Annotated in this window: 22 protein-coding genes and 1 rRNA gene; 15 read left to right on the top strand and 8 right to left on the bottom strand. The window is 54.5% G+C overall.

The annotated features are described in order from the left end of the window. Window positions 1–24: 24 nt before the first annotated feature. Both rrf and INF68_RS09800 read left to right on the top strand, forming a co-directional pair. A 5S ribosomal RNA gene (gene rrf / locus INF68_RS09805) occupies window positions 25–140 on the top strand. A gap of 209 nt (window positions 141–349) precedes the next feature. Continuing rightward, the gene (locus tag INF68_RS09800; RefSeq protein ID WP_109845525.1) at window positions 350–1,645 is read left to right on the top strand and encodes an MFS transporter; all 1,296 of its coding nucleotides are present in this window, start codon (window positions 350–352) and stop codon (window positions 1,643–1,645) included. On the opposite strand, the gene INF68_RS09795 is transcribed toward INF68_RS09800, so the two are convergent. From INF68_RS09795 to trxC, 5 genes are all read right to left on the bottom strand, one after another. Continuing rightward, window positions 1,642–1,965: a YfiM family lipoprotein gene (locus tag INF68_RS09795; RefSeq protein ID WP_126787299.1), complete on the bottom strand. Its 324-nt coding sequence runs from the start codon at window positions 1,963–1,965 to the stop codon at window positions 1,642–1,644. The two genes, INF68_RS09800 and INF68_RS09795, sit on opposite strands and share 4 nt — an antisense overlap. A gap of 45 nt (window positions 1,966–2,010) precedes the next feature. Continuing rightward, window positions 2,011–3,366 carry a CDP-diacylglycerol--serine O-phosphatidyltransferase gene (gene pssA / locus INF68_RS09790; RefSeq protein ID WP_126787301.1) on the bottom strand — a complete coding sequence of 452 codons (1,356 nt, stop codon included), beginning with the start codon at window positions 3,364–3,366 and terminating at the stop codon, window positions 2,011–2,013. Between the two features lie 110 nt (window positions 3,367–3,476). Further along, on the bottom strand, window positions 3,477–6,140 hold the full coding sequence (gene pat, locus INF68_RS09785) for a protein lysine acetyltransferase (protein WP_126787298.1): 2,664 nt from the start codon (window positions 6,138–6,140) through the stop codon (window positions 3,477–3,479). A gap of 35 nt (window positions 6,141–6,175) precedes the next feature. After that, entirely contained in the window at window positions 6,176–6,874 is a 699-nt protein-coding gene (locus tag INF68_RS09780; RefSeq protein WP_126787297.1) for a tRNA-uridine aminocarboxypropyltransferase, read from the bottom strand. A 69-nt stretch (window positions 6,875–6,943) separates the two neighbouring features. Continuing rightward, window positions 6,944–7,363, bottom strand: a complete 420-nt coding sequence (trxC, locus tag INF68_RS09775) for a thioredoxin TrxC (RefSeq protein ID WP_126787296.1) — start codon at window positions 7,361–7,363, stop codon at window positions 6,944–6,946. Between the two features lie 204 nt (window positions 7,364–7,567). Between trxC and INF68_RS09770 the strand changes: the two genes are divergently transcribed. Then, window positions 7,568–8,698 (top strand): tRNA/rRNA methyltransferase, encoded by a 1,131-nt coding sequence (locus INF68_RS09770; protein ID WP_029741125.1) that lies wholly within the window; start codon window positions 7,568–7,570, stop codon window positions 8,696–8,698. Between the two features lie 48 nt (window positions 8,699–8,746). Here INF68_RS09770 and ung read toward each other — a convergent pair whose 3' ends face one another. After that, entirely contained in the window at window positions 8,747–9,436 is a 690-nt protein-coding gene (gene ung / locus INF68_RS09765; protein ID WP_126787295.1) for a uracil-DNA glycosylase, read from the bottom strand. Between the two features lie 314 nt (window positions 9,437–9,750). Here ung and grcA point away from each other — a divergent pair, with 314 nt between their 5' ends. Further along, on the top strand, window positions 9,751–10,134 hold the full coding sequence (grcA, locus tag INF68_RS09760) for an autonomous glycyl radical cofactor GrcA (RefSeq protein WP_058841740.1): 384 nt from the start codon (window positions 9,751–9,753) through the stop codon (window positions 10,132–10,134). A 49-nt stretch (window positions 10,135–10,183) separates the two neighbouring features. On the opposite strand, the gene srmB is transcribed toward grcA, so the two are convergent. Continuing rightward, window positions 10,184–11,512 carry an ATP-dependent RNA helicase SrmB gene (gene srmB, locus INF68_RS09755; protein ID WP_126787294.1) on the bottom strand — a complete coding sequence of 443 codons (1,329 nt, stop codon included), beginning with the start codon at window positions 11,510–11,512 and terminating at the stop codon, window positions 10,184–10,186. 132 nt (window positions 11,513–11,644) lie between these two features. Here srmB and INF68_RS09750 point away from each other — a divergent pair, with 132 nt between their 5' ends. Next, window positions 11,645–12,382, top strand: a complete 738-nt coding sequence (locus INF68_RS09750) for a tRNA1(Val) (adenine(37)-N6)-methyltransferase (RefSeq protein WP_126787293.1) — start codon at window positions 11,645–11,647, stop codon at window positions 12,380–12,382. On the opposite strand, the gene nadB is transcribed toward INF68_RS09750, so the two are convergent. Next, window positions 12,367–13,986, bottom strand: a complete 1,620-nt coding sequence (gene nadB, locus INF68_RS09745) for an L-aspartate oxidase (RefSeq protein WP_126787292.1) — start codon at window positions 13,984–13,986, stop codon at window positions 12,367–12,369. The two genes, INF68_RS09750 and nadB, sit on opposite strands and share 16 nt — an antisense overlap. Before the next feature lie 342 nt (window positions 13,987–14,328). Between nadB and rseD the strand changes: the two genes are divergently transcribed. The 10 genes from rseD (at window position 14,329) to recO (ending at window position 22,597) form a co-directional block, all read left to right on the top strand. Beyond that, window positions 14,329–14,412, top strand: a complete 84-nt coding sequence (gene rseD / locus INF68_RS23495; RefSeq protein WP_223605340.1) for a rpoE leader peptide RseD — start codon at window positions 14,329–14,331, stop codon at window positions 14,410–14,412. Continuing rightward, complete coding sequence (gene rpoE, locus INF68_RS09735; protein ID WP_006176728.1) at window positions 14,409–14,984, top strand: RNA polymerase sigma factor RpoE; 576 nt, start codon at window positions 14,409–14,411, stop codon at window positions 14,982–14,984. The genes rseD and rpoE overlap by 4 nt, the downstream gene beginning before the upstream one ends. A 31-nt stretch (window positions 14,985–15,015) precedes the next feature. Next, window positions 15,016–15,666 carry an anti-sigma-E factor RseA gene (gene rseA, locus INF68_RS09730; protein ID WP_008502186.1) on the top strand — a complete coding sequence of 217 codons (651 nt, stop codon included), beginning with the start codon at window positions 15,016–15,018 and terminating at the stop codon, window positions 15,664–15,666. After that, complete coding sequence (gene rseB, locus INF68_RS09725) at window positions 15,666–16,619, top strand: sigma-E factor regulatory protein RseB (protein ID WP_109845520.1); 954 nt, start codon at window positions 15,666–15,668, stop codon at window positions 16,617–16,619. Before rseA ends, rseB begins: the two co-directional genes overlap by 1 nt. Continuing rightward, window positions 16,616–17,092 (top strand): SoxR-reducing system protein RseC, encoded by a 477-nt coding sequence (gene rseC / locus INF68_RS09720; protein WP_023308850.1) that lies wholly within the window; start codon window positions 16,616–16,618, stop codon window positions 17,090–17,092. The genes rseB and rseC overlap by 4 nt, the downstream gene beginning before the upstream one ends. A gap of 185 nt (window positions 17,093–17,277) precedes the next feature. Continuing rightward, window positions 17,278–19,077, top strand: coding sequence for a translation elongation factor 4 (lepA, locus tag INF68_RS09715; protein ID WP_109845519.1), 1,800 nt, complete (start codon window positions 17,278–17,280; stop codon window positions 19,075–19,077). A 15-nt stretch (window positions 19,078–19,092) separates the two neighbouring features. Beyond that, window positions 19,093–20,067 (top strand): signal peptidase I, encoded by a 975-nt coding sequence (gene lepB, locus INF68_RS09710; protein ID WP_023308848.1) that lies wholly within the window; start codon window positions 19,093–19,095, stop codon window positions 20,065–20,067. A gap of 222 nt (window positions 20,068–20,289) precedes the next feature. Further along, on the top strand, window positions 20,290–20,970 hold the full coding sequence (gene rnc, locus INF68_RS09705) for a ribonuclease III (protein ID WP_003860711.1): 681 nt from the start codon (window positions 20,290–20,292) through the stop codon (window positions 20,968–20,970). Continuing rightward, on the top strand, window positions 20,967–21,872 hold the full coding sequence (gene era, locus INF68_RS09700) for a GTPase Era (protein ID WP_023308847.1): 906 nt from the start codon (window positions 20,967–20,969) through the stop codon (window positions 21,870–21,872). Before rnc ends, era begins: the two co-directional genes overlap by 4 nt. Before the next feature lie 17 nt (window positions 21,873–21,889). Then, window positions 21,890–22,597 (top strand): DNA repair protein RecO, encoded by a 708-nt coding sequence (recO, locus tag INF68_RS09695; protein ID WP_023308846.1) that lies wholly within the window; start codon window positions 21,890–21,892, stop codon window positions 22,595–22,597. The last annotated feature ends 26 nt before the right edge of the window (window positions 22,598–22,623 follow it).

Below are 22,623 nucleotides of genomic sequence, written 5' to 3'. Positions count from 1 at the left end.
CCTGATACAGATTAACAGAATTTGCCTGGCGGCTTTAGCGCGGTGGTCCCACCTGACCCCATGCCGAACTCAGAAGTGAAACGCCGTAGCGCCGATGGTAGTGTGGGGTCTCCCCATGTGAGAGTAGGGAACTGCCAGGCATCAATTAGAAGAACCCCGTACCGTAAGGTGCGGGGTTTTTTGCTTTGTGCTTATACTCTCTGGCCTTCCTCTTAATCCCTTATCCTGCTAATGGAATGTGTGATCCCTGTCGCAATGTTATTCGTAACAAGATTATAACATTTCATTTACGAGGTAATTGAGTCTCCTGGCTCAATACGCCGCTGTTTATGGCAGGAGCATAATCACAATGACAGAAAGCATTACATCAAACGGGACGCTGGCTAACAGTGATACCCGAAGAAGGGTATGGGCAATAGTCAGCGCCTCTTCAGGGAATCTGGTTGAATGGTTCGACTTTTACGTCTACTCATTCTGTTCACTCTACTTCGCACATATTTTTTTCCCATCCGGCAACACCACAACGCAGCTGCTACAAACGGCGGGGGTATTTGCCGCAGGGTTTTTAATGCGGCCCATCGGGGGCTGGCTGTTCGGTCGCATTGCGGATCGTCGCGGCCGTAAGACTTCTATGCTGATCTCGGTGTGCATGATGTGCTTTGGTTCTCTGGTGATCGCTTGCTTACCGGGATATGAATCGATTGGTACCTGGGCACCGGCGCTACTTTTACTGGCCCGCTTATTTCAGGGATTATCGGTGGGCGGTGAGTACGGTACCAGTGCGACCTACATGAGTGAGATTGCACTGGAAGGCCGTAAAGGTTTTTACGCCTCATTCCAGTATGTCACGTTGATTGGTGGTCAACTGCTGGCCATTCTTGTGGTGGTGATCCTGCAGCAAATTCTGACGGATGAACAACTTCACGCCTGGGGATGGCGAATTCCTTTCGCAATGGGCGCAGTACTGGCGGTTGTCGCACTTTGGCTACGCCGTCAGTTAGATGAAACCTCTCAGAAGGAAGTCAGAACGCTAAAGGAGGCGGGAACATTCAAAGGGTTATGGCGTAACCGCAAAGCTTTCCTTATGGTGCTGGGCTTTACTGCGGGCGGATCTCTTAGTTTCTACACGTTCACCACCTATATGCAGAAGTACCTTGTGAACACCACCGGCATGCACGCAAACGTTGCCAGCGTAGTCATGACCGTGGCGCTGTTTGTCTTTATGCTCATACAACCTATTATCGGTGCGCTCTCGGATAAAATCGGTCGACGAACGTCGATGCTGATTTTTGGCGGGCTGTCGGCATTATGTACCGTACCTATTCTGTCTGCCCTTCAGCATGTGACTTCGCCGTATGCCGCGTTTGCGCTGGTGATGCTGGCGATGGTGATTGTCAGTTTCTATACCTCTATTAGCGGAATACTGAAAGCCGAAATGTTCCCGGCGCAGGTACGTGCTTTAGGGGTAGGGCTCTCTTATGCGGTAGCTAATGCGTTGTTTGGCGGATCGGCGGAGTACGTTGCGTTATCGCTTAAATCATGGGGAAGTGAAACGACATTCTTCTGGTACGTAACGATAATGGGCGCACTGGCCTTTATTGTTTCCCTGATGCTGCATCGCAAAGGGAAAGGCATTCGGCTTTAATAGCGTGCCATCTGCCACACGGCATAGCCGGTCGTTGCGCCGGCGACATCCCAGGCGAAATCTTTCCAGCTCCAGCCGCTCCCTGCGGGGCGGCTATCCCACAGTTCTTTTGATGCTCCAAGACTGACTGAGAACATCAACCCAATTGCCGCACTGCGATCCCGGCTGTATCCCTGATGCTGCGCATATTCATTACCGGCTGCAGACAACATCGCGGAAGCGAGGAAATGCTGGGCTTTATCCTGTCCAGACCAGCTATCGTTGGCCACATGGCTACAGCCACTCAGAAAAAGGACGCTCAGTAACAGAGGAATACGCATCAACGGGCTCCATAAAAAAGCCCTGCGGGTGGCAGGGCCTGGACATTACAGAATACGGCTGATAAGTCGGTCGATACGAATACGACGCAAGCGGCGGATAAGCTTGCGGACTTTCACCGGGTAATCGGCAATGCTCTGCAGTTCGCGGTAGTGATTCACCACAGTGGTATGTGTGCGAATCAGCTCCAGCTCACGTTCACGTTTTGCGGCTAACTCATGCTGCGGGTCATGGATTAGGATAGCGTTTTCCAGATCCAGTCGCCACGCGCGTGGGTTCAGGTTGTTACCGGTCAGCAGCATCCACTCATCGTCGACCCACATTCCTTTCAGATGGTAAGTGTTGTCTTCATCTTTCCAGAGACGCACAACCAGCTGGTCAGTGTTTACGTAATACTGTAAACGGCTCAGGAAACGGCGCAGGTTAATCTCATAGAGATAAGGCAGGGCACCGATGATTTTGAACGGCTGATCTTCAGGAATGAAGAAGTCGTTTGCAGTTTTATCGCCAACGATGATTTCCACTTTTTTACCGTCGCGCAGCAGCTGAATGATATTACGCACCAGCACGGCAGGAAGGTTAAAGTACGGCGTACAGATGGTGAGTTTCTGCTCCGCGCACGGCATCAGATGGAAGATCGTTTTGTTCAGCAGGCTTGATTTGCCGAGCCCTACCAGCGGGGTAACGGATAACTCTTCGTTGTTCGCATCGCCCTGGAAATGATAGACCGCATCACGTAGCTCCTGGCGGAAGGCGCGAACATCGTTTTTGATTTCCGGGCTTTTAGGGCGTTCGGGATCGTCAAGGCGATTAACACCGCGTCCATGGACCAGATTTTTATCAACCCAGTTAAACATGATATCGGCCATCTGCGGATTACGGATCAGATGGTAGCGGTCGTAGCGATATTTATCGAGCTGATGAAGGTAAACATCATTCAGACTTGCGCCGCTGTAAAGCACGCTGTCATCAATGATGAATCCCTTGAAATGAAGGACGCCGAGCGCTTCACGGGTATTAACCGGGACGCCATAAACAGGCACATCAACGCCAGGATTTTCCTGCGCCGTGCGGCAATACCAGTCGGCATTAGTTTTTGACGCAGCAGCGCCAATACGGCCACGCTGAGCGCGATGCCAGTCTACCAGCACGCGAACATCAAGTTCCGGACGCTGACGTTTGGCTTCATAGAGCGCGTTCAGGATCCCGCGCCCGCCTTCATCCTGTTCAAGATAGAGCGCTACAATGCAAATGCGTCGCGTGGCGCTGGCAATCTTTTCCAGCAGCGTCTCCCGAAAATGAGCGGGAGCGTAAAAGAACTCTACATCATCAACTGACTGAGAAATCTTCGGTAGTTGAGCAAGGTGTTGTTGATGTTTATTACGCTTAAATTTTGACAACATCACAGTGCGTTTCTTCTCTGTTCATTGAAGGGTTGTCTGTACCATGCAAACAACATAAGCGGACAATGATACCACCAGTCCCGTCCAAAGTGGGTAACATTTCCAGTAGCTTACTCGCGTTTGTCTGCTGATGTCAGACTGAGGGACAAGGCCACAATACCTTCGTCCAGCTGAATATCAACGTCAAACCCGAGTTTTCGAGCCAGGGTCACCATACCGCGATTGTTAGGCATAGTAATGCCATTAAGGCGTAACAATCCGTGATCTCGCGTATAACTGATAAGTTTTTCCAGCAGCCGTCTCCCAAGACCCAGGCCTTTAAGATCGGAGCGCACCAGCACCGCAAACTCCGCATCGACGTTATCCGGGTCAGAAATCGCACGCGTGACGCCGAGGATCTCATCCCCCTTATCGGAGCGACGAACGGCAACAAACGCCATTTCTCGATCGTAGTCGATCTGGGTCATATTGGCTAAATCATCGTGGGTAAATTCGTTGATTTCGCTAAAATAGCGATAATAAAGATCCTCTTTCGTGACCTGAGAGATAAAAGCCCGCAGCTGGGGCTCATCTTCCGGCAGAATAGGGCGGAACAAGGCGCGTTCTCCATTCTTCATCTCAACCCACTCCTCCAGCTGCAGGGGATACGGGCGGATCGCCAGACGGCTCTCTCTGTCTCCTTCGAATGGTGCGATATCCAGGGTCACATCCAGCGCCGTAAACTCATTGCCGGAGGCCAGCAGCGGATGAATGTCCAGCCGCTGGATCTCTGCACAATCCACAATCAGGTTAGAGACCTGCACCAGGAACTGGCTTAACCCGGCAATATCAAGCGGGCGCAGCGCACTCCGGCCACGGATCTTTTTACTTTTGATCGCCTGGATGATCAGATAACGCGCCAGGTTCATGTTCAGCGGCGGTAACGCCACCACGGCCTGCTCCTCCGGGCGCCACTCAACGCCACCCTCTCCCAGCATGATGAGCGGTCCGAAGACGGGATCGTGTTCAACCACCACCCGTAATTCCTGAGCCCCTGCGCGGTTGGCCATGCTTTGCACCAGCAATCCGTGGATCCTTGCCTGTGGCCAGGCCATTTTTACCCGGTCGAAAATAGCATCAGCAGCCTGCTGCACCTCAGTCGCCGTACGCAGGTATAACATAACCCCCTGAACATCAGACTTATGCGGGATATCCGGGGAGCGGAGCTTCAGGGCCACCGGATAGCCAATCTGTTCGGCTATATGCACGGCCTCTGCGCTGTCGCTGGCGATCCAGGTCGGCAGGGTTTGCATCCCGTAGCTGCCCAGAATGGGCTGGACCTCATGCGTATCAAGCGAGGTCGCGCCTTCTTCAATGGCCTGCTGCAACAGCCGGTGAACGTCGACGGTGTTCGCCGTCAGATTCCCCGGCAAAGCCGGTGTTTCACGCAGCTGTTTCTGGTTGCGGCGATATTCCACCATATGCATAAATGCGGTGATGGTGCCTTCCGGCGTGCGGTAGGTTGGCAGCCCGGCCTCGCTGAACAAGCGCCGTGCCTCCTGAGAGGAAAACTCACCGCACCAGTTGGTGAGCAGGGTAACGTATTTACCGCGTGGATGGTTGCGCACGGCATCAATAAGCGCGCGCGCGCTTTCACTGCCCGGCGCGACCGCGCTGGGGGAGTGGATAATCATCAGCGCATCGAAATCCTGGCTATCCAGCAAAATGGATATCGCCCTGATATAGCGGTCGCTGCTGGCGTCATCGCGTAAATCAAGCGGATTGCCGGGCGTCACGCTGGTCGGAAGCGCTTCTTTCAGGCGCTGCAGCGTCTCTTCACTCGGCGTTGCCAGCTTGCCGAAGCGCCGCCACAGCTCGTCCAGAGCGAGCGCGGCAGGGGCCGCACCGTTACTGACAATCATTAGCTTCTCACCGCGCAACGGGCGCATGTGGCTTAACGTCTCAACGGCGGAAAAAAGCTCGTGCGTATCCTGTACCCGCAGCAACCCCGCGCGCTGAATGGCGGCGTCCCAGGCGGGATCCATGCCGGAATGAGAATGCAGCAGACGCTGTGCCGCAGGGCTGCGTCCGCTTTTGATCACCAGGATCGGCTTATTGCGTGAAGCGCTTCGCGCAGCCGAGACAAAACGACGCGCGTCGCTGAGGTGCTCAAGATAAAGCAGGATCGCGCTGGTTTTGCCGTCACGCGCCAGAAAATCCAGCAGCTCATCAACATCGATATCCAGGCTGTCTCCCAGGGCAATGAAGTAGGAGAATCCCATTTCACGCTGTTGCGCCCAGTCGAGGATGGTGTTCGATACCGCAGCCGACTGCGAGATAAATGCCAGTTTGCCTTTGCGGATCGGAACCGGGGAGAAACTGGCATTCAGCCCCTGCCAGGGGGCAAGCAGGCCCAGACTGTTTGGCCCGAGAATGCGCATTTGATAGCGGCTGGCGCAGGCCAGAAGCTCGGCTTTCTGTTCAGGCGGAGACGAGAGAATTATGCAGGTTTTACACCCTTTCTTGCCGAGTGATTCCAGCAGTTCCGGGTTGCGCTTCGCGTTTGTACAAAGTACGGCAAGATCCGGCACGAAAGGCAGGCTTTGTACATCAGGCCATGCAAGCACTCCCTGAACTGCCTTATAGGACGGCGTGACGGGCATGACGGGGCCATTAAATCCCCCGGCCAGCAGATTACGCATCATCAGATAGCCAGCACGATCCGGCTTCATTGATGCGCCGATAACGGCAATGGATTTAGGACGAAGTAGCGCTTCTAACCCTCGCTGGCTCATGCAGGCCTCCTGTAAATGCAAGCGACCTGATGATTTTAAACGCTTTCTGGCTCGGGCGCTGTGACGCTGCCCTTATGAACGCTTTTTCCCGCCAGATAGCGCTCCCGGAAGCAAGAGAAATGGTTGCCCAGGGCACCAGCCGCAGCGGTATCTCCCGCTAAATCCAGAAGCGCAATCGCCACTTCGGCGGTGCAGTATTGCCCGTCAGCATGCGCTTCACGCAGGCGGTAGGCGGAGACGCGGGAAAGATCGACAGAAATCACCGGCAGCGCGTCGAGATACGGGCTTTTGCGAAACATTTTTCGCGCTTCGGTCCAGGTTCCGTCCAGCATGATAAACAGCGGTGGTTTACCGGATGGCGGCGCTGAAAGCACCTGGCGATCTACACCTGCATATGACGCGGGGAAGACGACCATAGGCTGATAGTCGGGGCTGGCCACTAAATCGAGCAGGGCCTGAGGCGGCTCCGTACGGGACCACTGAAACGCGGCGGTATCCGGCAGAATATCGGCGATAAGACGCCCCGTATTGCTGGGTTTCATCGGCTCGGTATCGAACATGACCAGACAAAAACGGCTCTGTGCCGTACTCGGCGCCAGCGTCTCGCACAGACAAACCTTCAGCGGCAACAGGCAGCGCTGACAGCGGCGAATACGGTTGCCTCGGGCGAGGAACGGTCGGGTGGCGCGCGCAAGGCGTTCGGCCCGTAATTTAAGAACAGCGTTATCAGTCATGGGCGAAATGCAGGAAAAACGCTATTTTCGCAGAGGCGGGAGCGGGGCACAAGACGTGCCCCGTGAATGTTACAGCGACTCGTTTAACCAGCTGTCAAAAGGTGCTTTTGGAACCGCACCGTTGAGCATATCGATCACTTCGCCATTTTTGAAAATCATAATGGTCGGGATGCTGCGAATACGAAAACGTGCGCTCAGTTCGGGTTCGGCTTCGGTATTGACCTTAACGAACCGCATTTTTCCGCTGCGCTCTTCGGCCACATCTTCGAAAATCGGCGCGAAGCTACGGCAAGGGCCGCACCATGGCGCCCAGAAATCGATCACGACAGGAAGATCGTCCTTGAGGAGTTTGTCCAGCGTAGCACCCGTCGCGTTAATGACATCGCCATCAAATAATTCATGGCCACAACGTCCGCATTTCGCACCATCTTCCATCCGATCGTCCGGAATGCGATTAAGAGCCTGACAGTTGGCACATACGGTATTCATAACTAACCTCTGATAGAGCCGTGGGACAGCGGCACAACGCCGATAATGTTTCTAATATGTTACATATTATCAATGAGCCTGTTTGAAACAACAATGCGTTTTATTCAATGAGAACAATAGTCACAGGCTTTTGTACGAAATTATGGCTATGCGCTGGCACATCGGGTAATCTGCGCGCTTCGCGCAGCGCTGGTGGAGAAAAGCATGAACGACGAAATGAAAAACAAAAGCGGCAAGGTCAAAGTGATGTATGTCCGCAGTGATGATGACTCTGATAAACGCACCCAAAATCCGCGTACCGGAAAAGGTGGCGGGCGTCCAGCGTCTTCTCGTGCAGACGGTGGCCGTCGCCCCGCCCGCGATGACAGAAATAACCGCGGTGATGACCGCAAACGTGACGATCGCAAACGCGATGACCGTCCGCGTTCCGACCGCCCACGCAGTGACCGTCCACGCGACGATCGTCCGCGTGATGACTTCTCACGTGATAACGCCTCCCCGTGGCGCACCGTTTCTCGCGCCCCTGGCGATGAGACGCCGGAAAAAGCCGATCACGGCGGTATCAGCGGTAAAAGCTTTATCGACCCGGAAGTGCTGCGCCGTCAGCGTGCGGAAGAGACCCGCGTGTATGGCGAGAACGCCTGCCAGGCGCTGTTCCTGAGCCGTCCTGAGTGTATCGTCCGCGCCTGGTTTATCCAGAGCGTGACCCCGCGCTTCAAAGAAGCGCTGCGCTGGATGGCCGCGAACCGTAAAGCCTACCACGTGGTTGATGATGCCGAGCTGACCAAAGCGTCCGGCACTGAACACCACGGCGGCGTCTGCTTCCTGATCAAAAAGCGTAACGGCACGACTGTGCAGCAGTGGGTCAGCCAGGCGGATGCCGATGATTGCGTGCTGGCCCTGGAAGATGTGGGCAACCCGCACAACCTGGGCGCAATGATGCGTAGCTGCGCGCACTTTGGCGTGAAAGGCGTGCTGTTGCAGGATGCCGCGCTGCTGGAATCCGGTGCCGCAATCCGTACTGCGGAAGGCGGAGCCGAGCACGTACAGCCAATCACCGGCGACAGCGTTCTGGACGCCCTCGAGCAGTTCCGTAAAGCGGGTTATTCCATCGTGACCACCTCAAGCCATGCCGGTACGCCGCTGTTTAAAGCGACGCTGCCGCGCAAAATGGTGCTGGTGCTGGGGCAGGAACGTGATGGTCTGTCTGACGCGGCGCTCTCCAGTGCGGATCTGAGTGTCTCTATCGACGGAACAGGCAATGTGGAAAGTCTGAACGTATCCGTTGCGACTGGTGTACTGCTGGCCGAATGGTGGCGCCAGAATAAGGCATAATCCATTGTGCTTTTTGTATGCCCGGTGAGCCGGGCATACAAACTCTAACTACTCGCTCTCTGCCGGTAATACAGGCATCCAGTCAATTGGCTTTTCGCCACGTTTTTCCAGCCATTCATTCGCCAGAACAAAATGATTACTGCCAAAGAAACCGCGATGTGCAGACAGCGGTGATGGGTGCGGTGCCTTCAACACGTGATGACGCTGACGATCGATAATCGCCCCTTTCTTCTGCGCGTGAGAACCCCAGAGTAAAAACACCACCCCTTTACGATGCTCGTTGATCAGGCTGATGACTTTATCGGTAAACGTCTCCCAGCCCAGACTGGCGTGCGAGTGCGCCTGACCCGCCCGTACGGTAAGCACCGTATTCAGTAACAGCACGCCCTGGCGCGCCCAGCTTTCCAGGTAACCGTGGTTTGGTCGGGTAAAACCGGGCACGGTTGCTTCAAGCTCTTTATACATGTTGAGCAGAGAAGGGGGGATAGCCACGCCCGGACGAACGGAAAACGCCAGCCCATGCGCCTGCCCGGGGCCGTGATAGGGATCCTGGCCCAGAATGACCACTTTCACATCGCTCAGTTCGGTGTAGCGAAAGGCGTTAAACACGTCTTTCTGCGGCGGGTAAATCGTCTGTCCGGACTGACGCTCAGCGGCAACGGTGCTGAGCGTATTGATAAAATAGGGCTGCTGCTTTTCTTCGGCCAGCACATCATGCCAGGTTAAAGGTGTCGTCATCTCGCTCTCCTGCGAATCTCAATCTCTGACTAGCTTACCTGTTTCACCCCGGTGAGCAAAATTACGCGCTGAAATAGGTGCTAAGTGGCTAAATTTATTTTGAAAAGATGCAGGGTAAGTTGAATTGGTAAGGCTGGGAAATTGATCTAAAACAATAAAGTCAAACCACACTCTTTATGTGGTTGGTGTTTTTGTTGATTCAAATCAATAAATCACCGGGGTGTGAATGATATATATACACACAAGAAACAATGGTTTTACCAATTGGCCGCGAGAGGCCGACATCAGTTAATGTAGCCTAAGGGAGGCAACACATGATCAAAGGTATCCAGATTACTAAAGCTGCAAATGACGATCTGCTCAATTCTTTCTGGCTGCTGGACAGCGAGAAGAACGAAGCGCGCTGCGTCGTTGCGAAAGCGGGTTTTGCTGAAGATGAAATCGTACCGGTAAACAAACTGGGCGAAATCGAATACCGTGAAGTTCCTATGGAAGTGCAGCCGGAAGTGCGCGTGGAAGGTGGTCAGCACCTGAACGTAAACGTGCTGCGCCGCGAAACGCTGATGGATGCCGTTGAGCATCCAGAAAAATACCCACAACTTACCATCCGCGTGTCTGGCTATGCGGTTCGCTTTAACTCACTGACTCCAGAACAGCAGCGCGACGTTATCGCCCGTACCTTTACTGAAAGCCTGTAACGGCTTCAGCAGGGGGGAATAAAAAGCCGGGAATTTCCCCGGCTTTTTTTTACTCTTCAGTTTTCGTCTCTGGTGCGGCAGAGCTTGGCTTACGGCGCTTACCAATATTTTTGGTATCGCGGTGGCGCTGCTTCACGCGCGGTTTCTCTTTTTCTTTCTCTTTTCTCTCAGCACGTTTTGCGAGCGCTTTCTTGGACGGTTTACCCGTCATCTTTTCACTCGGCGCACGCGTGGTCGGGCGCAGTTCGTCAATAACGCGCGCTTTCAGCGCCTCATCAACATAGCGGCCAATCTTCTGCAGCAGCAGGTAGTCATGCGCTTCGACGAGTGAAATTGCAATCCCTTTGCGGCCCGCGCGGCCGGTACGGCCAATACGGTGCAGGTAGGTATCTCCGCTGCGCGGCATATCGAAGTTAATGACGTGGCTGACGTCCGGGATGTCGATCCCGCGTGCGGCAACGTCAGTCGCAACCAGCACGTTAACGCGACCATCGGTCAGACGCTTAATCCCTTCGGTACGCTTGATCTGCGCCATCTCGCCTTCAAGATAGCAGTTGTTGATCCCGGCGTTACGGAGCATTTCAGCCAGCTCGTGCACGCGCTCACGCTTACGCACAAATACGATTGTGCGCAGTGCATCTTCCTGTTTGAGCAGGTGTTTCAGCAATTCGACCTTGTGCTCAAGGTTATCCGCGCGGTAGTACCACTGGTGGATCTTCTTACGCTCGCGGGTGGACGGCGTCGCCGACACTTCCACCGGATCTTCCAGCAGACGCTCCGCGAAGTCTTTGATCGCTTCCCCTTCGAGGGTGGCAGAGAACAGCATCGTCTGGTTACGCCAGCGCGTTTCTCCTGCAATGTGCTCGATATCCTGTGCGAAACCCATGTCCAGCATGCGGTCGGCTTCATCGAGGATCAGCGTTTCAACCGCGCGGCAGTCGAAGTTCTCTTCTTTAATATACTGCAGCAGGCGGCCGGTCGTAGCAACGACGATGTCCTGGTTTTCGCTGAACACTTCGGCGTGGTTCATGTACGCAACGCCACCGGTGATGGTGGCGATATCCAGATGAGTATTTGCCGCGAGTTCACGCGCGTGATCGGCAACCTGCATTGCCAGTTCGCGCGTAGGCGTCAGGATCAAAATACGCGGCGGGCCAGATTTTTTACGCGGGAAGTCGAGCAGATGCTGCAACACAGGCAGCAAATAGGCTGCTGTCTTCCCCGTGCCGGTTGGCGCAGAACCGAGCACATCGCGGCCCTCAAGCGCAGGCGGAATGGCCGCTGCCTGAATGGCGGTCGGGCGTGTAAAGCCTTTGCTCTCAAGTGCCTTGAGCAGGCTTTCATCGAGTTCAAGTTCGGAAAAAGTCGTTACAGTCATGTTCTACCTCTGTGTGGGGCGCTGATTATAGACGTTACGGCTGTAATCTTCATCTGTTTGTATGGATATCGCTTTTCGGCCACTTCGCTTTCCCCTATGCTACTCCAGTTTCACTTAGAAGGTTGCCCTGACATGTCTCAACTCAAAGCGCAGCTGCGCCGCGATGGTTTTACGTTTAAACAGTTTTTTGTCGCGCACGATCGCTGTGCCATGAAGGTCGGTACAGACGGTATTTTACTGGGAGCGTGGGCGCCTGTCGCAGGTGTTAAGCGTATTCTTGATATCGGTACCGGCAGCGGGCTGGTGGCGTTGATGCTGGCGCAGCGTACGGAAGAGCATGTCACAATTGATGCCGTCGAACTGGATGCACAGGCCGCAGAGCAGGCGAGTGACAATATGGCCGAATCCCCCTGGGCAGCCCGAATGAAAGTGGAATGCGCAGATGTACTCGCCTGGGCGCCTGAACAAACCGCGCGTTACGATCTGATTGTCAGCAACCCTCCCTACTACGCGCCCGGCGTTGAGTGCGGGACACCCGAGCGTGAACAGGCGCGTTATACGGGCTCCCTCGATCATAAAGCGCTGCTCACCAGTGCGGCAGAACTCATCTCCGAAGAAGGTTTTTTCTGCGTGGTCCTGCCTGAGAGTACCGGCAACACGTTCATCGGTATCTCGCAGGAGATCGGCTGGACGCTACGTCTGCGTACCGATATTTCGGATACGGAAGGCCGACTGCCGCACCGCGTGCTGCTGGCGCTCTCGCCAAAAGAGGGTGAATGCTTTAATGACCGAATGGTGATCCGTGGGCCAGACCAGCGTTATTCCGAAGATTACACTGCCCTGACCCAGGCGTTTTATCTGTTTATGTAAACCTGCGGGGCGAGGATTGACGGGCCGGACTCCGCAAGCTGATCCGGGTAGTCCAGCGTATAGTGCAGCCCGCGGCTCTCTTTACGCATCATCGCGCAGCGAACGATCAGCTCGGCAACCTGTACCAGATTGCGCAGCTCCAGCAGGTTATTCGATACGCGGAAATTGGCATAATATTCATCAATTTCCTGCTGCAGCATGGTGATGCGGCGCAGGGCGCGTTCCAGTCGTTTCGTGGTGCGCACAATCCCCACGTAGTCCCACATAAACAGCCGTAGCTCATGCCAGTTGTGCTGGATCACGACCAGCTCGTCCGGGTTATCCACGCGGCTTTCATCCCAGGCAGGCAGGCGGTCTGTCTCGCGGGCGTAGGGCATGCGTTTGGTGATGTCTTCCGCGGCCGACCAGCCGTACACCAGACATTCAAGCAGCGAGTTAGAGGCCATACGGTTCGCGCCATGAAGCCCGGTATAGCTGACCTCTCCGATAGCATAAAGTCCGTCCACATCGGTACGTCCATGATCGTCAACCATCACGCCACCGCAGGTATAGTGGGCGGCTGGCACAATCGGCACCGGATCGCGCGTTAAATCAATGCCCAGACCGAGCAGCTTTTCATAAATCATCGGAAAATGCTGGCGAATGAACTCTGCTGGCTTATGGCTGATATCGAGATACATGCAGTCCACGCCAAGGCGCTTCATTTCATGATCGATGGCGCGGGCAACGATATCGCGCGGGGCCAGTTCACCCCGGGCGTCAAAGTCGGGCATAAAACGGGAGCCGTCAGGGCGTTTCAGATAAGCGCCTTCACCGCGAAGGGCTTCCGTCAGCAGGAAGTTGCGCGCCTGAGGGTGGAACAGGGCGGTTGGGTGGAACTGATTGAACTCAAGATTCGCCACCCGACAGCCGGCGCGCCAGGCCATCGCGATACCGTCTCCGGAGGCAATGTCCGGGTTCGTGGTGTACTGATACACTTTAGAGGCGCCGCCCGTCGCCAGGACTACAGCCTTCGCCTGGCAGGTTTCCACCTTCTCTTTATTACGGTTCCAGACCCAGGCGCCCACCACGCGACGCGTGCCGGGCAGGCCAATCTTGTCGGAGATAATCAGATCAACGGCATTGCTTCGCTCGAGAACCCGAATATTAGGATGGTTCAGCGCTTTACTGACAAGCGTGGTTTCCACTTCTTTTCCGGTGGCATCCGCTGCGTGCAGGATGCGGCGGTGGCTATGGCCGCCTTCGCGAGTCAGGTGATAGCTCTCTTCACCGTTGGGTTGAACCTGCGTATCGAATAAGACGCCCTGGTCTATGAGCCACTGCACGCAGTGGCGGGCATTGCTGGCGACAAACTCTGCGGCGTGCGCATCCACGATGCCGGCCCCGGCAATCAGCGTATCGTCGACGTGGGAGGCAATGCTGTCTGTCTCATCAAACACGGCGGCAATGCCACCCTGGGCATAAAACGTGGAACCTTCACTTATCGGTCCTTTACTCAGAACGATAACGTTTTGATGCTCGGCCAGGCGCAGCGCCAGAGAGAGACCGGCAGCGCCGCTGCCGATGATCAGTACATCACAATGGAGTTCAGATGTTGTGTTCATGATTGTTGTTTAATTTACTAAACAGTGTTGGGTCAGAATAGCACTCGAATGCGATATATCGCACGTTTTTTTTAAGAGGTGTTGCAATGACTAAACGCGTAAGCGGAGGTAAACGGAGGGTAAATGAGTGAAATTATTTTGCGAAGCAGATCGTTAGCGTCAGATTTTGTGGTGAAATAAAGCCTGTGTTGCGTTACTCTTCTGGCGGGAAAAAGATGTTTCTTGTCAGAAAGTGGTGCGTATCGTGAACAGACTTATAATGAGAGAAAATGAACAGTCTGCGGCGCGATGAACAAAAACAAAGGCGTTACGGAACTTATTGAAGATCAGACACTCTAATTGGTGCTTGCTCAAAGTGCGGTATTTTTAGAGTGGCGTTTCGATAACGCGTGGAATTTAGGTTTGGGGAGACATTACCTCGGATGAGCGAGCAGTTAACGGACCAGGTCCTGGTTGAACGGGTCCAGAAGGGAGATCAGAAAGCCTTTAACCTACTGGTGGTCCGCTACCAGCATAAGGTGGCGAGCCTGGTTTCCCGCTATGTACCGTCAGGCGATGTGCCTGATGTGGTGCAAGAGTCTTTTATTAAGGCCTATCGCGCGCTGGATTCTTTCCGGGGAGATAGTGCTTTTTATACCTGGCTGTACCGTATTGCGGTCAATACGGCAAAGAATTATCTGGTCGCTCAGGGTCGTCGTCCGCCTTCAAGTGATGTGGACGCAATAGACGCCGAAAACTTCGAAAGTGGCGGCGCATTGAAAGAAATTTCGAACCCTGAGAACTTAATGTTGTCAGAAGAACTGAGACAAATCGTTTTTCGCACGATCGAGTCGCTCCCGGAAGATTTACGTATGGCAATTACGTTACGGGAGCTGGATGGTCTGAGCTATGAAGAGATAGCCGCTATCATGGATTGTCCGGTCGGCACGGTACGTTCGCGAATTTTCCGTGCGCGAGAAGCTATTGATAATAAAGTTCAACCGCTTATCAGGCGTTGACGATAGCGGGATACTGGAAAAGGTATTAGGCATGCAGAAAGAAAAACTTTCCGCTTTAATGGATGGTGAAACGGTGGATAGTGAGCTGCTCAATGAGCTGTCTCATTCACCCGAAATGCAAGAGACCTGGGAGAGTTACCATCTCATCCGTGACACCCTTCGCGGTGACACCGGCGAGGTTCTCCATTTCGATATCTCAGCCCGCGTCATGGCGGCGATTGAGAATGAGCCTGTTCATCAGACCACTCCGCTGATTCCTGAAGCTCAACCCGCGCCTCACCAGTGGCAGAAAATGCCGTTCTGGCAAAAGGTGCGTCCGTGGGCCAGCCAGCTTACCCAAATGGGTGTGGCTGCATGCGTATCGCTTGCAGTTATTGTTGGCGTCCAGCACTATAATACTCAGTCTGAAACTAATCAGCAGCCAGAAGCGCCAGTGTTTAACACACTGCCGATGATGGGCAAAGCCAGCCCGGTAAGCCTGGGCGTACCGGCTGATGCATCCGCCAGCGGCGGTCAGCAACAGCAGGTTCAGGAGCAGCGCCGTCGCATTAATGCGATGTTGCAGGATTACGAGTTGCAGCGTCGTCTGCACTCTGAACAGCTTCAGTTTGAGCAGGCGCAGACACAGCAAGCTGCTGTGCAGGTGCCCGGAAACCAAACTTTAGGAACGCAATCGCAGTAATGAAGCAACTTTGGTTCGCCATGTCTCTGATGGCGGGTAGCCTGTTCTTCTCTGCCAACGCCTCGGCTGATGTATCATCCGGGGCGTTGTTGCAGCAAATGAATCTGGCCAGCCAGTCACTCAATTACGAGTTGGCATTTATCAGCATTAATAAGCAGGGCGTCGAGTCGTTACGCTATCGCCATGCCCGTCTTGATAACCAGCCGCTCGCCCAGCTTTTACAGATGGATGGCCCGCGTCGGGAAGTCGTCCAGCGTGGTAACGAAATCAGCTATTTCGAGCCAGGCCTGGAGCCTTTCACGCTGAATGGCGACTATATCGTTGATTCCCTGCCGTCACTCATTTATACCGACTTTAAACGGCTTGCCCCTTACTACGATTTTATTTCGGTAGGGCGTACCCGTATCGCGGACAGACTGTGCGAGGTAATTCGCGTTGTTGCCCGGGACGGAACGCGCTACAGCTATATCGTCTGGATTGATGCCGAAACCAAACTCCCCATGCGTGTTGACCTGCTCGACCGTGACGGTGAAACGCTGGAACAGTTCCGGGTTATCTCCTTCAGCGTGAACAATCAGGTTGGCAACAGCATGCAGAATCTGGCTAAGGCCAGCCTGCCGCCGCTGCTTTCTGTTCCTGCCGGGGATTCTGTTAATTTCAATTGGGTACCTGCCTGGATCCCGCAAGGGTTTAGCGAAGTGTCCAGCAGCCGTCGTCAGCTGCCAACGATTGAAACGCCGGTAGAATCGCGTCTCTATTCGGATGGTTTGTTCAGCTTCTCTGTGAATATCAATCGCGCAACGGCAAACAGCGCTGAACAAATGCTGCGTACCGGGCGCCGTACGGTGAGTACAACGGTACGCGATAACGCAGAGATCACCATTGTGGGAGAACTCCCTCCGCAGACGGCGAAGCGCATCTCCGACAGCATTAAATTCAGGGCTACACAATGATCAAAGAGTGGGCGACGGTTGTCTCCTGGCAGAACGGCATTGCGCTGGTGAGCTGCGATGTTAAAGCCTCGTGTAATAGCTGCGCATCCCGCGCTGGCTGCGGCAGCCGCGTGCTGAATAAGCTCGGGCCACAAACATCGCACACGATTTCTGTGCCAAGCGAACAGCCGCTGATGGCGGGGCAGAAGGTGGAACTGGGCATCGCGGAAGGCAGCCTGCTCAGCTCCGCTATGCTGGTGTATCTCTCTCCGCTGGTCGGCCTGTTTATCATGGGGGGCCTGTTTCAGATGCTGTTTGGTACCGATGTGGCCGCTATGTGCGGTGCCGCATTGGGTGGCGTGGGGGGATTCTGGCTTGCCAAAGGGCTATCTCCGACGCTTGCCGCGCGCGAGGAGTGGCAGCCTGTCATTCTCAGCGTTGGGCTGGCGCCAGACCAGCTTCGTGTTGAAACGCTCTCTTCTGAGGCCCGGTGATCCATCGGGCTTTATCATTTTTTACACCCTAAAACAGAAAACGGCCTTTCTTCACGCTATACCTGCTTCTAAGTGCATTTCCAGGTAGCGAGGATGTAGTGTAGAATGCTGCGTTTTCGCACTGAAAAACGTCAGGCTAAGAACAGCGGCCTCCAGGAATTCGTAAGGCATAATTATTTAACTATATGAAGAACATACGTAACTTTTCGATCATTGCTCACATTGACCACGGTAAGTCGACGCTGTCTGACCGTATTATCCAGATTTGCGGTGGCCTGTCTGATCGTGAAATGGAAGCCCAGGTTCTGGACTCCATGGACCTGGAACGCGAACGCGGTATCACCATCAAGGCGCAGAGCGTTACGCTTGATTACAAAGCGGCTGATGGTGAAACCTATCAACTGAACTTTATCGACACCCCAGGCCACGTTGACTTCTCCTATGAGGTTTCACGCTCGCTCGCGGCCTGTGAAGGCGCGCTGCTGGTGGTGGATGCCGGGCAGGGTGTTGAAGCCCAGACCCTGGCAAACTGCTACACCGCGATGGAAATGGATCTCGAAGTTGTGCCGGTTCTGAACAAGATCGACCTGCCAGCCGCCGATCCTGAGCGCGTCGCGGAAGAGATTGAAGATATTGTCGGCATTGACGCGACCGATGCCGTGCGCTGCTCTGCTAAAACCGGTGTCGGCGTGACCGACGTGCTGGAACGCCTGGTGCGTGACATTCCGGCTCCGGAAGGCGATCCGGATGCCCCGCTGCAGGCGCTGATTATCGACTCCTGGTTCGATAACTATCTGGGCGTTGTCTCTCTGGTGCGTATTAAAAACGGCACCATGCGTAAAGGCGACAAAATCAAGGTAATGAGTACCGGACAGGTCTACAACGCCGACCGTCTGGGCATCTTCACGCCAAAACAGGTTGACCGTACCGAGCTGAGATGCGGCGAGGTAGGCTGGCTGGTCTGCGCCATTAAAGACATCCTCGGCGCGCCGGTGGGCGATACCCTGACCGGTGCGCGTAACCCGGCAGATAAAGCGCTGCCAGGCTTTAAAAAGGTGAAACCGCAGGTTTACGCGGGTCTGTTCCCGGTCAGCTCTGACGACTACGAAAACTTCCGTGACGCGCTCGGTAAACTGAGCCTGAACGATGCTTCACTGTTCTACGAGCCAGAAAGCTCAACGGCGCTGGGCTTCGGCTTCCGCTGTGGCTTCCTTGGTCTGCTGCACATGGAGATCATTCAGGAGCGTCTGGAGCGTGAATACGATCTGGATCTGATCACCACGGCGCCGACCGTAGTCTATGAAGTTGAAACCACCTCGAAAGAAGTGATCTACGTCGATAGCCCGTCCAAGCTGCCGCCGCTGAACAACATTCAGGAGCTGCGTGAGCCTATCGCAGAGTGTCACATGCTGCTGCCGCAGGAATTCCTGGGTAACGTCATTACGCTGTGTATTGAGAAGCGTGGCGTGCAGACCAACATGGTTTACCACGGTAACCAGGTGGCGCTGACCTATGAAATCCCAATGGCGGAAGTGGTTCTCGACTTCTTCGACCGTCTGAAGTCGACCTCCCGTGGCTATGCGTCACTGGATTACAACTTCAAACGCTTCCAGGCCTCCAACATGGTGCGTGTGGACGTGCTGATCAACGGCGAGCGTGTGGATGCGCTGGCGCTGATCACCCACAACGACAACGCGCCGTACCGTGGCCGCGAGTTGGTTGAGAAAATGAAAGATCTGATCCCGCGTCAGCAGTTCGATATCGCGATTCAGGCGGCGATTGGCAACCACATTATCGCGCGTTCAACCGTGAAACAGCTGCGTAAAAACGTTCTGGCGAAGTGCTATGGCGGTGACGTCAGTCGTAAGAAAAAGCTGCTGCAGAAGCAGAAAGAAGGTAAGAAGCGTATGAAGCAGGTCGGTAACGTCGAGCTGCCGCAGGAAGCATTCCTTGCCATTCTTCATGTTGGTAAAGACGGCAAATAACCCTAAGGAGTTGGCATGGCGAACATGTTTGCCCTGATCCTGGTCATTGCTACCCTGGTGACAGGTCTGCTGTGGTGTCTGGATAAGTTTATCTTCGCCCCAAAACGTCGTGAACGTCAGGCTGCCGCACAGGCAGCCACTGGCGATGGGATTGACGCGAAAACCCTGAAGAAAGTCGGCCCGAAACCGGGCTGGCTGGAAACGGGTGCCTCGGTATTTCCGGTGCTGGCAATTGTGCTGGTGGTACGTTCGTTTATTTACGAGCCGTTCCAAATCCCATCAGGTTCAATGATGCCAACGCTGCTGATTGGTGATTTTATTCTGGTAGAGAAGTTTGCCTACGGCATTAAAGATCCTATCTACCAGAAAACGCTGATCGAAACCGGTCATCCGAAACGTGGCGACATCGTGGTGTTTAAATATCCGGAAGATCCGCGCCTGGACTACATCAAGCGCGCGGTAGGTCTGCCGGGTGATAAAGTGACTTACGATCCGGTTGCGAAAGAAGTCACCGTTCAGCCGGGCTGCAGCTCCGGTACCGCATGTGAAAACGCGCTGCCAATCACTTACTCAAACGTTGAGCCAAGTGATTTTGTGCAGACCTTTGCCCGTCGTAACGGCGGCGAAGCGACCAGCGGATTCTTCCAGGTACCGAAAGGTGAAACCAAAGAGGACGGCATCCGTCTGGTTGAGCGCAAAGAGACGCTGGGCGATGTGACGCACCGAATCCTCACCGTGCCAATCGCGCAGGATCAGCTGGGTATGTACTATCGCCAGCCTGGCCAGCAGCTGGCGAGCTGGATTGTACCGCCAGGACATTACTTCATGATGGGTGACAACCGCGATAACTCTGCGGACAGCCGTTACTGGGGCTTTGTGCCGGAAGCGAATCTGGTCGGCAAAGCCACCGCCATCTGGATGAGTTTTGAGAAGCAGGAAGGCGAATGGCCGACCGGTGTACGCCTGAATCGTATCGGCGGAATCCATTAATTCTCAATAAATGAACGCGTAGCCGCTTTAATTAGCGGCTACGTGAATTATTTCCACGATAAATCTCTTCGAACTAACGACATCCCCTGTCGTTGTGTATAGAATATTCCCCCGAAGTTTAAGGTTGGCCCTGCAAGGGTGCCACGGCACACGAAACCGCGTTGGTTTTCTCAGGTCGGTTTCGTGTGCTGCATTTTTGACGCATTCATTTATTGGTATCGCATGAACCCCATCGTAATTAATCGGCTTCAACGGAAGCTGGGCTACACTTTTCATCATCAGGAGTTGTTGCAACAGGCATTAACCCACCGCAGTGCCAGCAGCAAACATAATGAGCGTCTCGAGTTTTTAGGCGACTCTATTTTAAGTTTCGTGATTGCGAATGCGCTTTATCATCGTTTCCCGCGTGTGGACGAGGGTGATATGAGCCGCATGCGTGCCACGCTGGTTCGGGGTAATACCCTTGCGGAAATCGCTCGCGAATTTGAGCTGGGCGAATGTCTGCGTCTTGGACCGGGTGAACTGAAAAGCGGCGGCTTCCGTCGTGAATCTATTCTTGCCGATACGGTCGAAGCATTAATTGGTGGTGTGTTCCTGGACAGCGATATCCAGACCGTAGAAAAGCTGATCCTGAACTGGTATCAGACCCGTCTGGACGAAATCAGCCCGGGCGATAAACAAAAAGATCCGAAAACGCGTCTGCAGGAATATTTGCAGGGTCGTCATCTCCCGCTGCCGTCTTATCTGGTGGTACAGGTGCGTGGCGAAGCGCACGATCAGGAATTTACCATCCATTGCCAGGTCAGTGGCCTGAGTGAACCGGTGGTGGGCACAGGTTCAAGCCGTCGTAAGGCTGAACAGGCTGCCGCCGAACAGGCGTTAAAAATGCTGGAGCTGGAATGAGCGAAGATAAAACCTATTGCGGATTTATTGCCATCGTCGGACGTCCGAACGTTGGCAAATCCACCCTGCTGAATAATCTGCTCGGGCAGAAGATTTCTATCACCTCGCGTAAGGCGCAGACCACGCGTCACCGCATCGTCGGCATCCATACTGAAGGCGCGTATCAGGCGATCTACGTCGATACCCCTGGCCTGCACATGGAAGAGAAGCGCGCCATCAACCGCCTGATGAACAAGGCGGCGAGCAGCTCGATCGGCGATGTAGAGCTGGTGATTTTCGTTGTGGAAGGCACCCGCTGGACGCCGGACGACGAGATGGTGCTGAACAAGCTACGTGACGGCAAAACGCCGGTCATCCTCGCGGTCAACAAAGTTGATAACGTGCAGGAAAAGGCCGACCTGCTGCCGCATCTGCAGTGGCTCGGTAGCCAGATGAACTTCCTCGACATCGTTCCGCTGTCTGCAGAGACCGGTCTGAACGTGGATACCATCGCGGGCATCGTGCGTAAGCATCTGCCGGAAGCAATTCATCACTTCCCGGAAGACTACATCACCGATCGCTCTCAGCGCTTTATGGCGTCTGAAATCATCCGTGAAAAGCTGATGCGTTTCCTGGGGGCTGAACTGCCTTACTCCGTAACGGTAGAGATCGAGCGTTTCCAGACCAACGAGCGCGGTGGCTACGATATCAACGGCCTGATCCTCGTAGAGCGCGAAGGGCAGAAGAAGATGGTTATCGGCAACAAAGGGGCCAAGATCAAAACCATCGGCATTGAAGCCCGTAAGGACATGATGGAGATGTTCGAAGCGCCGGTTCACCTCGAACTGTGGGTGAAAGTGAAATCTGGCTGGGCCGATGATGAGCGTGCTCTGCGCAGCCTCGGTTACGGCGAAGACCAGTAACTTAAGACGACGCGCATATGGATGGATGGCAGCGCGCCTTTGTCCTGCATAGTCGTCCCTGGAGCGAAACCAGCCTTATGCTGGACGTCTTCACGGAAGAGTCGGGCCGCGTGCGCCTTGTTGCGAAAGGCGCACGTTCCAAACGTTCTAACCTGAAGGGCGCCCTCCAGCCTTTCACGCCGCTGCTGGTACGCTTCGGTGGGCGAGGGGAAGTGAAAACCCTGCGCAGTGCCGAAGCCGTCTCTCTGGCGCTTCCTCTTTCCGGCATCACGCTCTACAGCGGTCTGTATGTCAACGAACTCATCTCACGCGTTCTTGAACATGAAACCCGTTTCTCTGAACTTTTCTTCGATTATCTGCACTGTATCCAGGCGCTGGCTGGCGGAACCGGCACGCCCGAACCTGCCTTGCGTCGTTTTGAACTGGCGCTGCTGGGCCACCTCGGATACGGCGTAGATTTTCTGCACTGCGCGGGCAGCGGTGACGAGATAGAAGACACCATGACCTACCGCTACCGCGAAGAAAAAGGTTTCATTGCCAGTATCGTGATAGACAACAGCACCTTTACCGGTCGCCAGCTCCGGGCGCTGTACGAGCGCGAGTTTCCCGATCTGGACACCCTGCGCGCAGCAAAACGCTTTACCCGGATTGCCCTCAAGCCGTATCTTGGCGGCAAGCCCTTAAAGAGCCGCGAATTATTCAGGCAGTTTGTGCCGAAACGTTAGACCACAGAATCGAAAAGAAAACCGAG

The organism is Enterobacter cloacae complex sp. P16RS2 (assembly GCF_014982155.1).
GTDB lineage: Bacteria > Pseudomonadota > Gammaproteobacteria > Enterobacterales > Enterobacteriaceae > Enterobacter > Enterobacter cloacae_M.
This window is presented reverse-complemented; position numbering and strand designations above follow the sequence as displayed.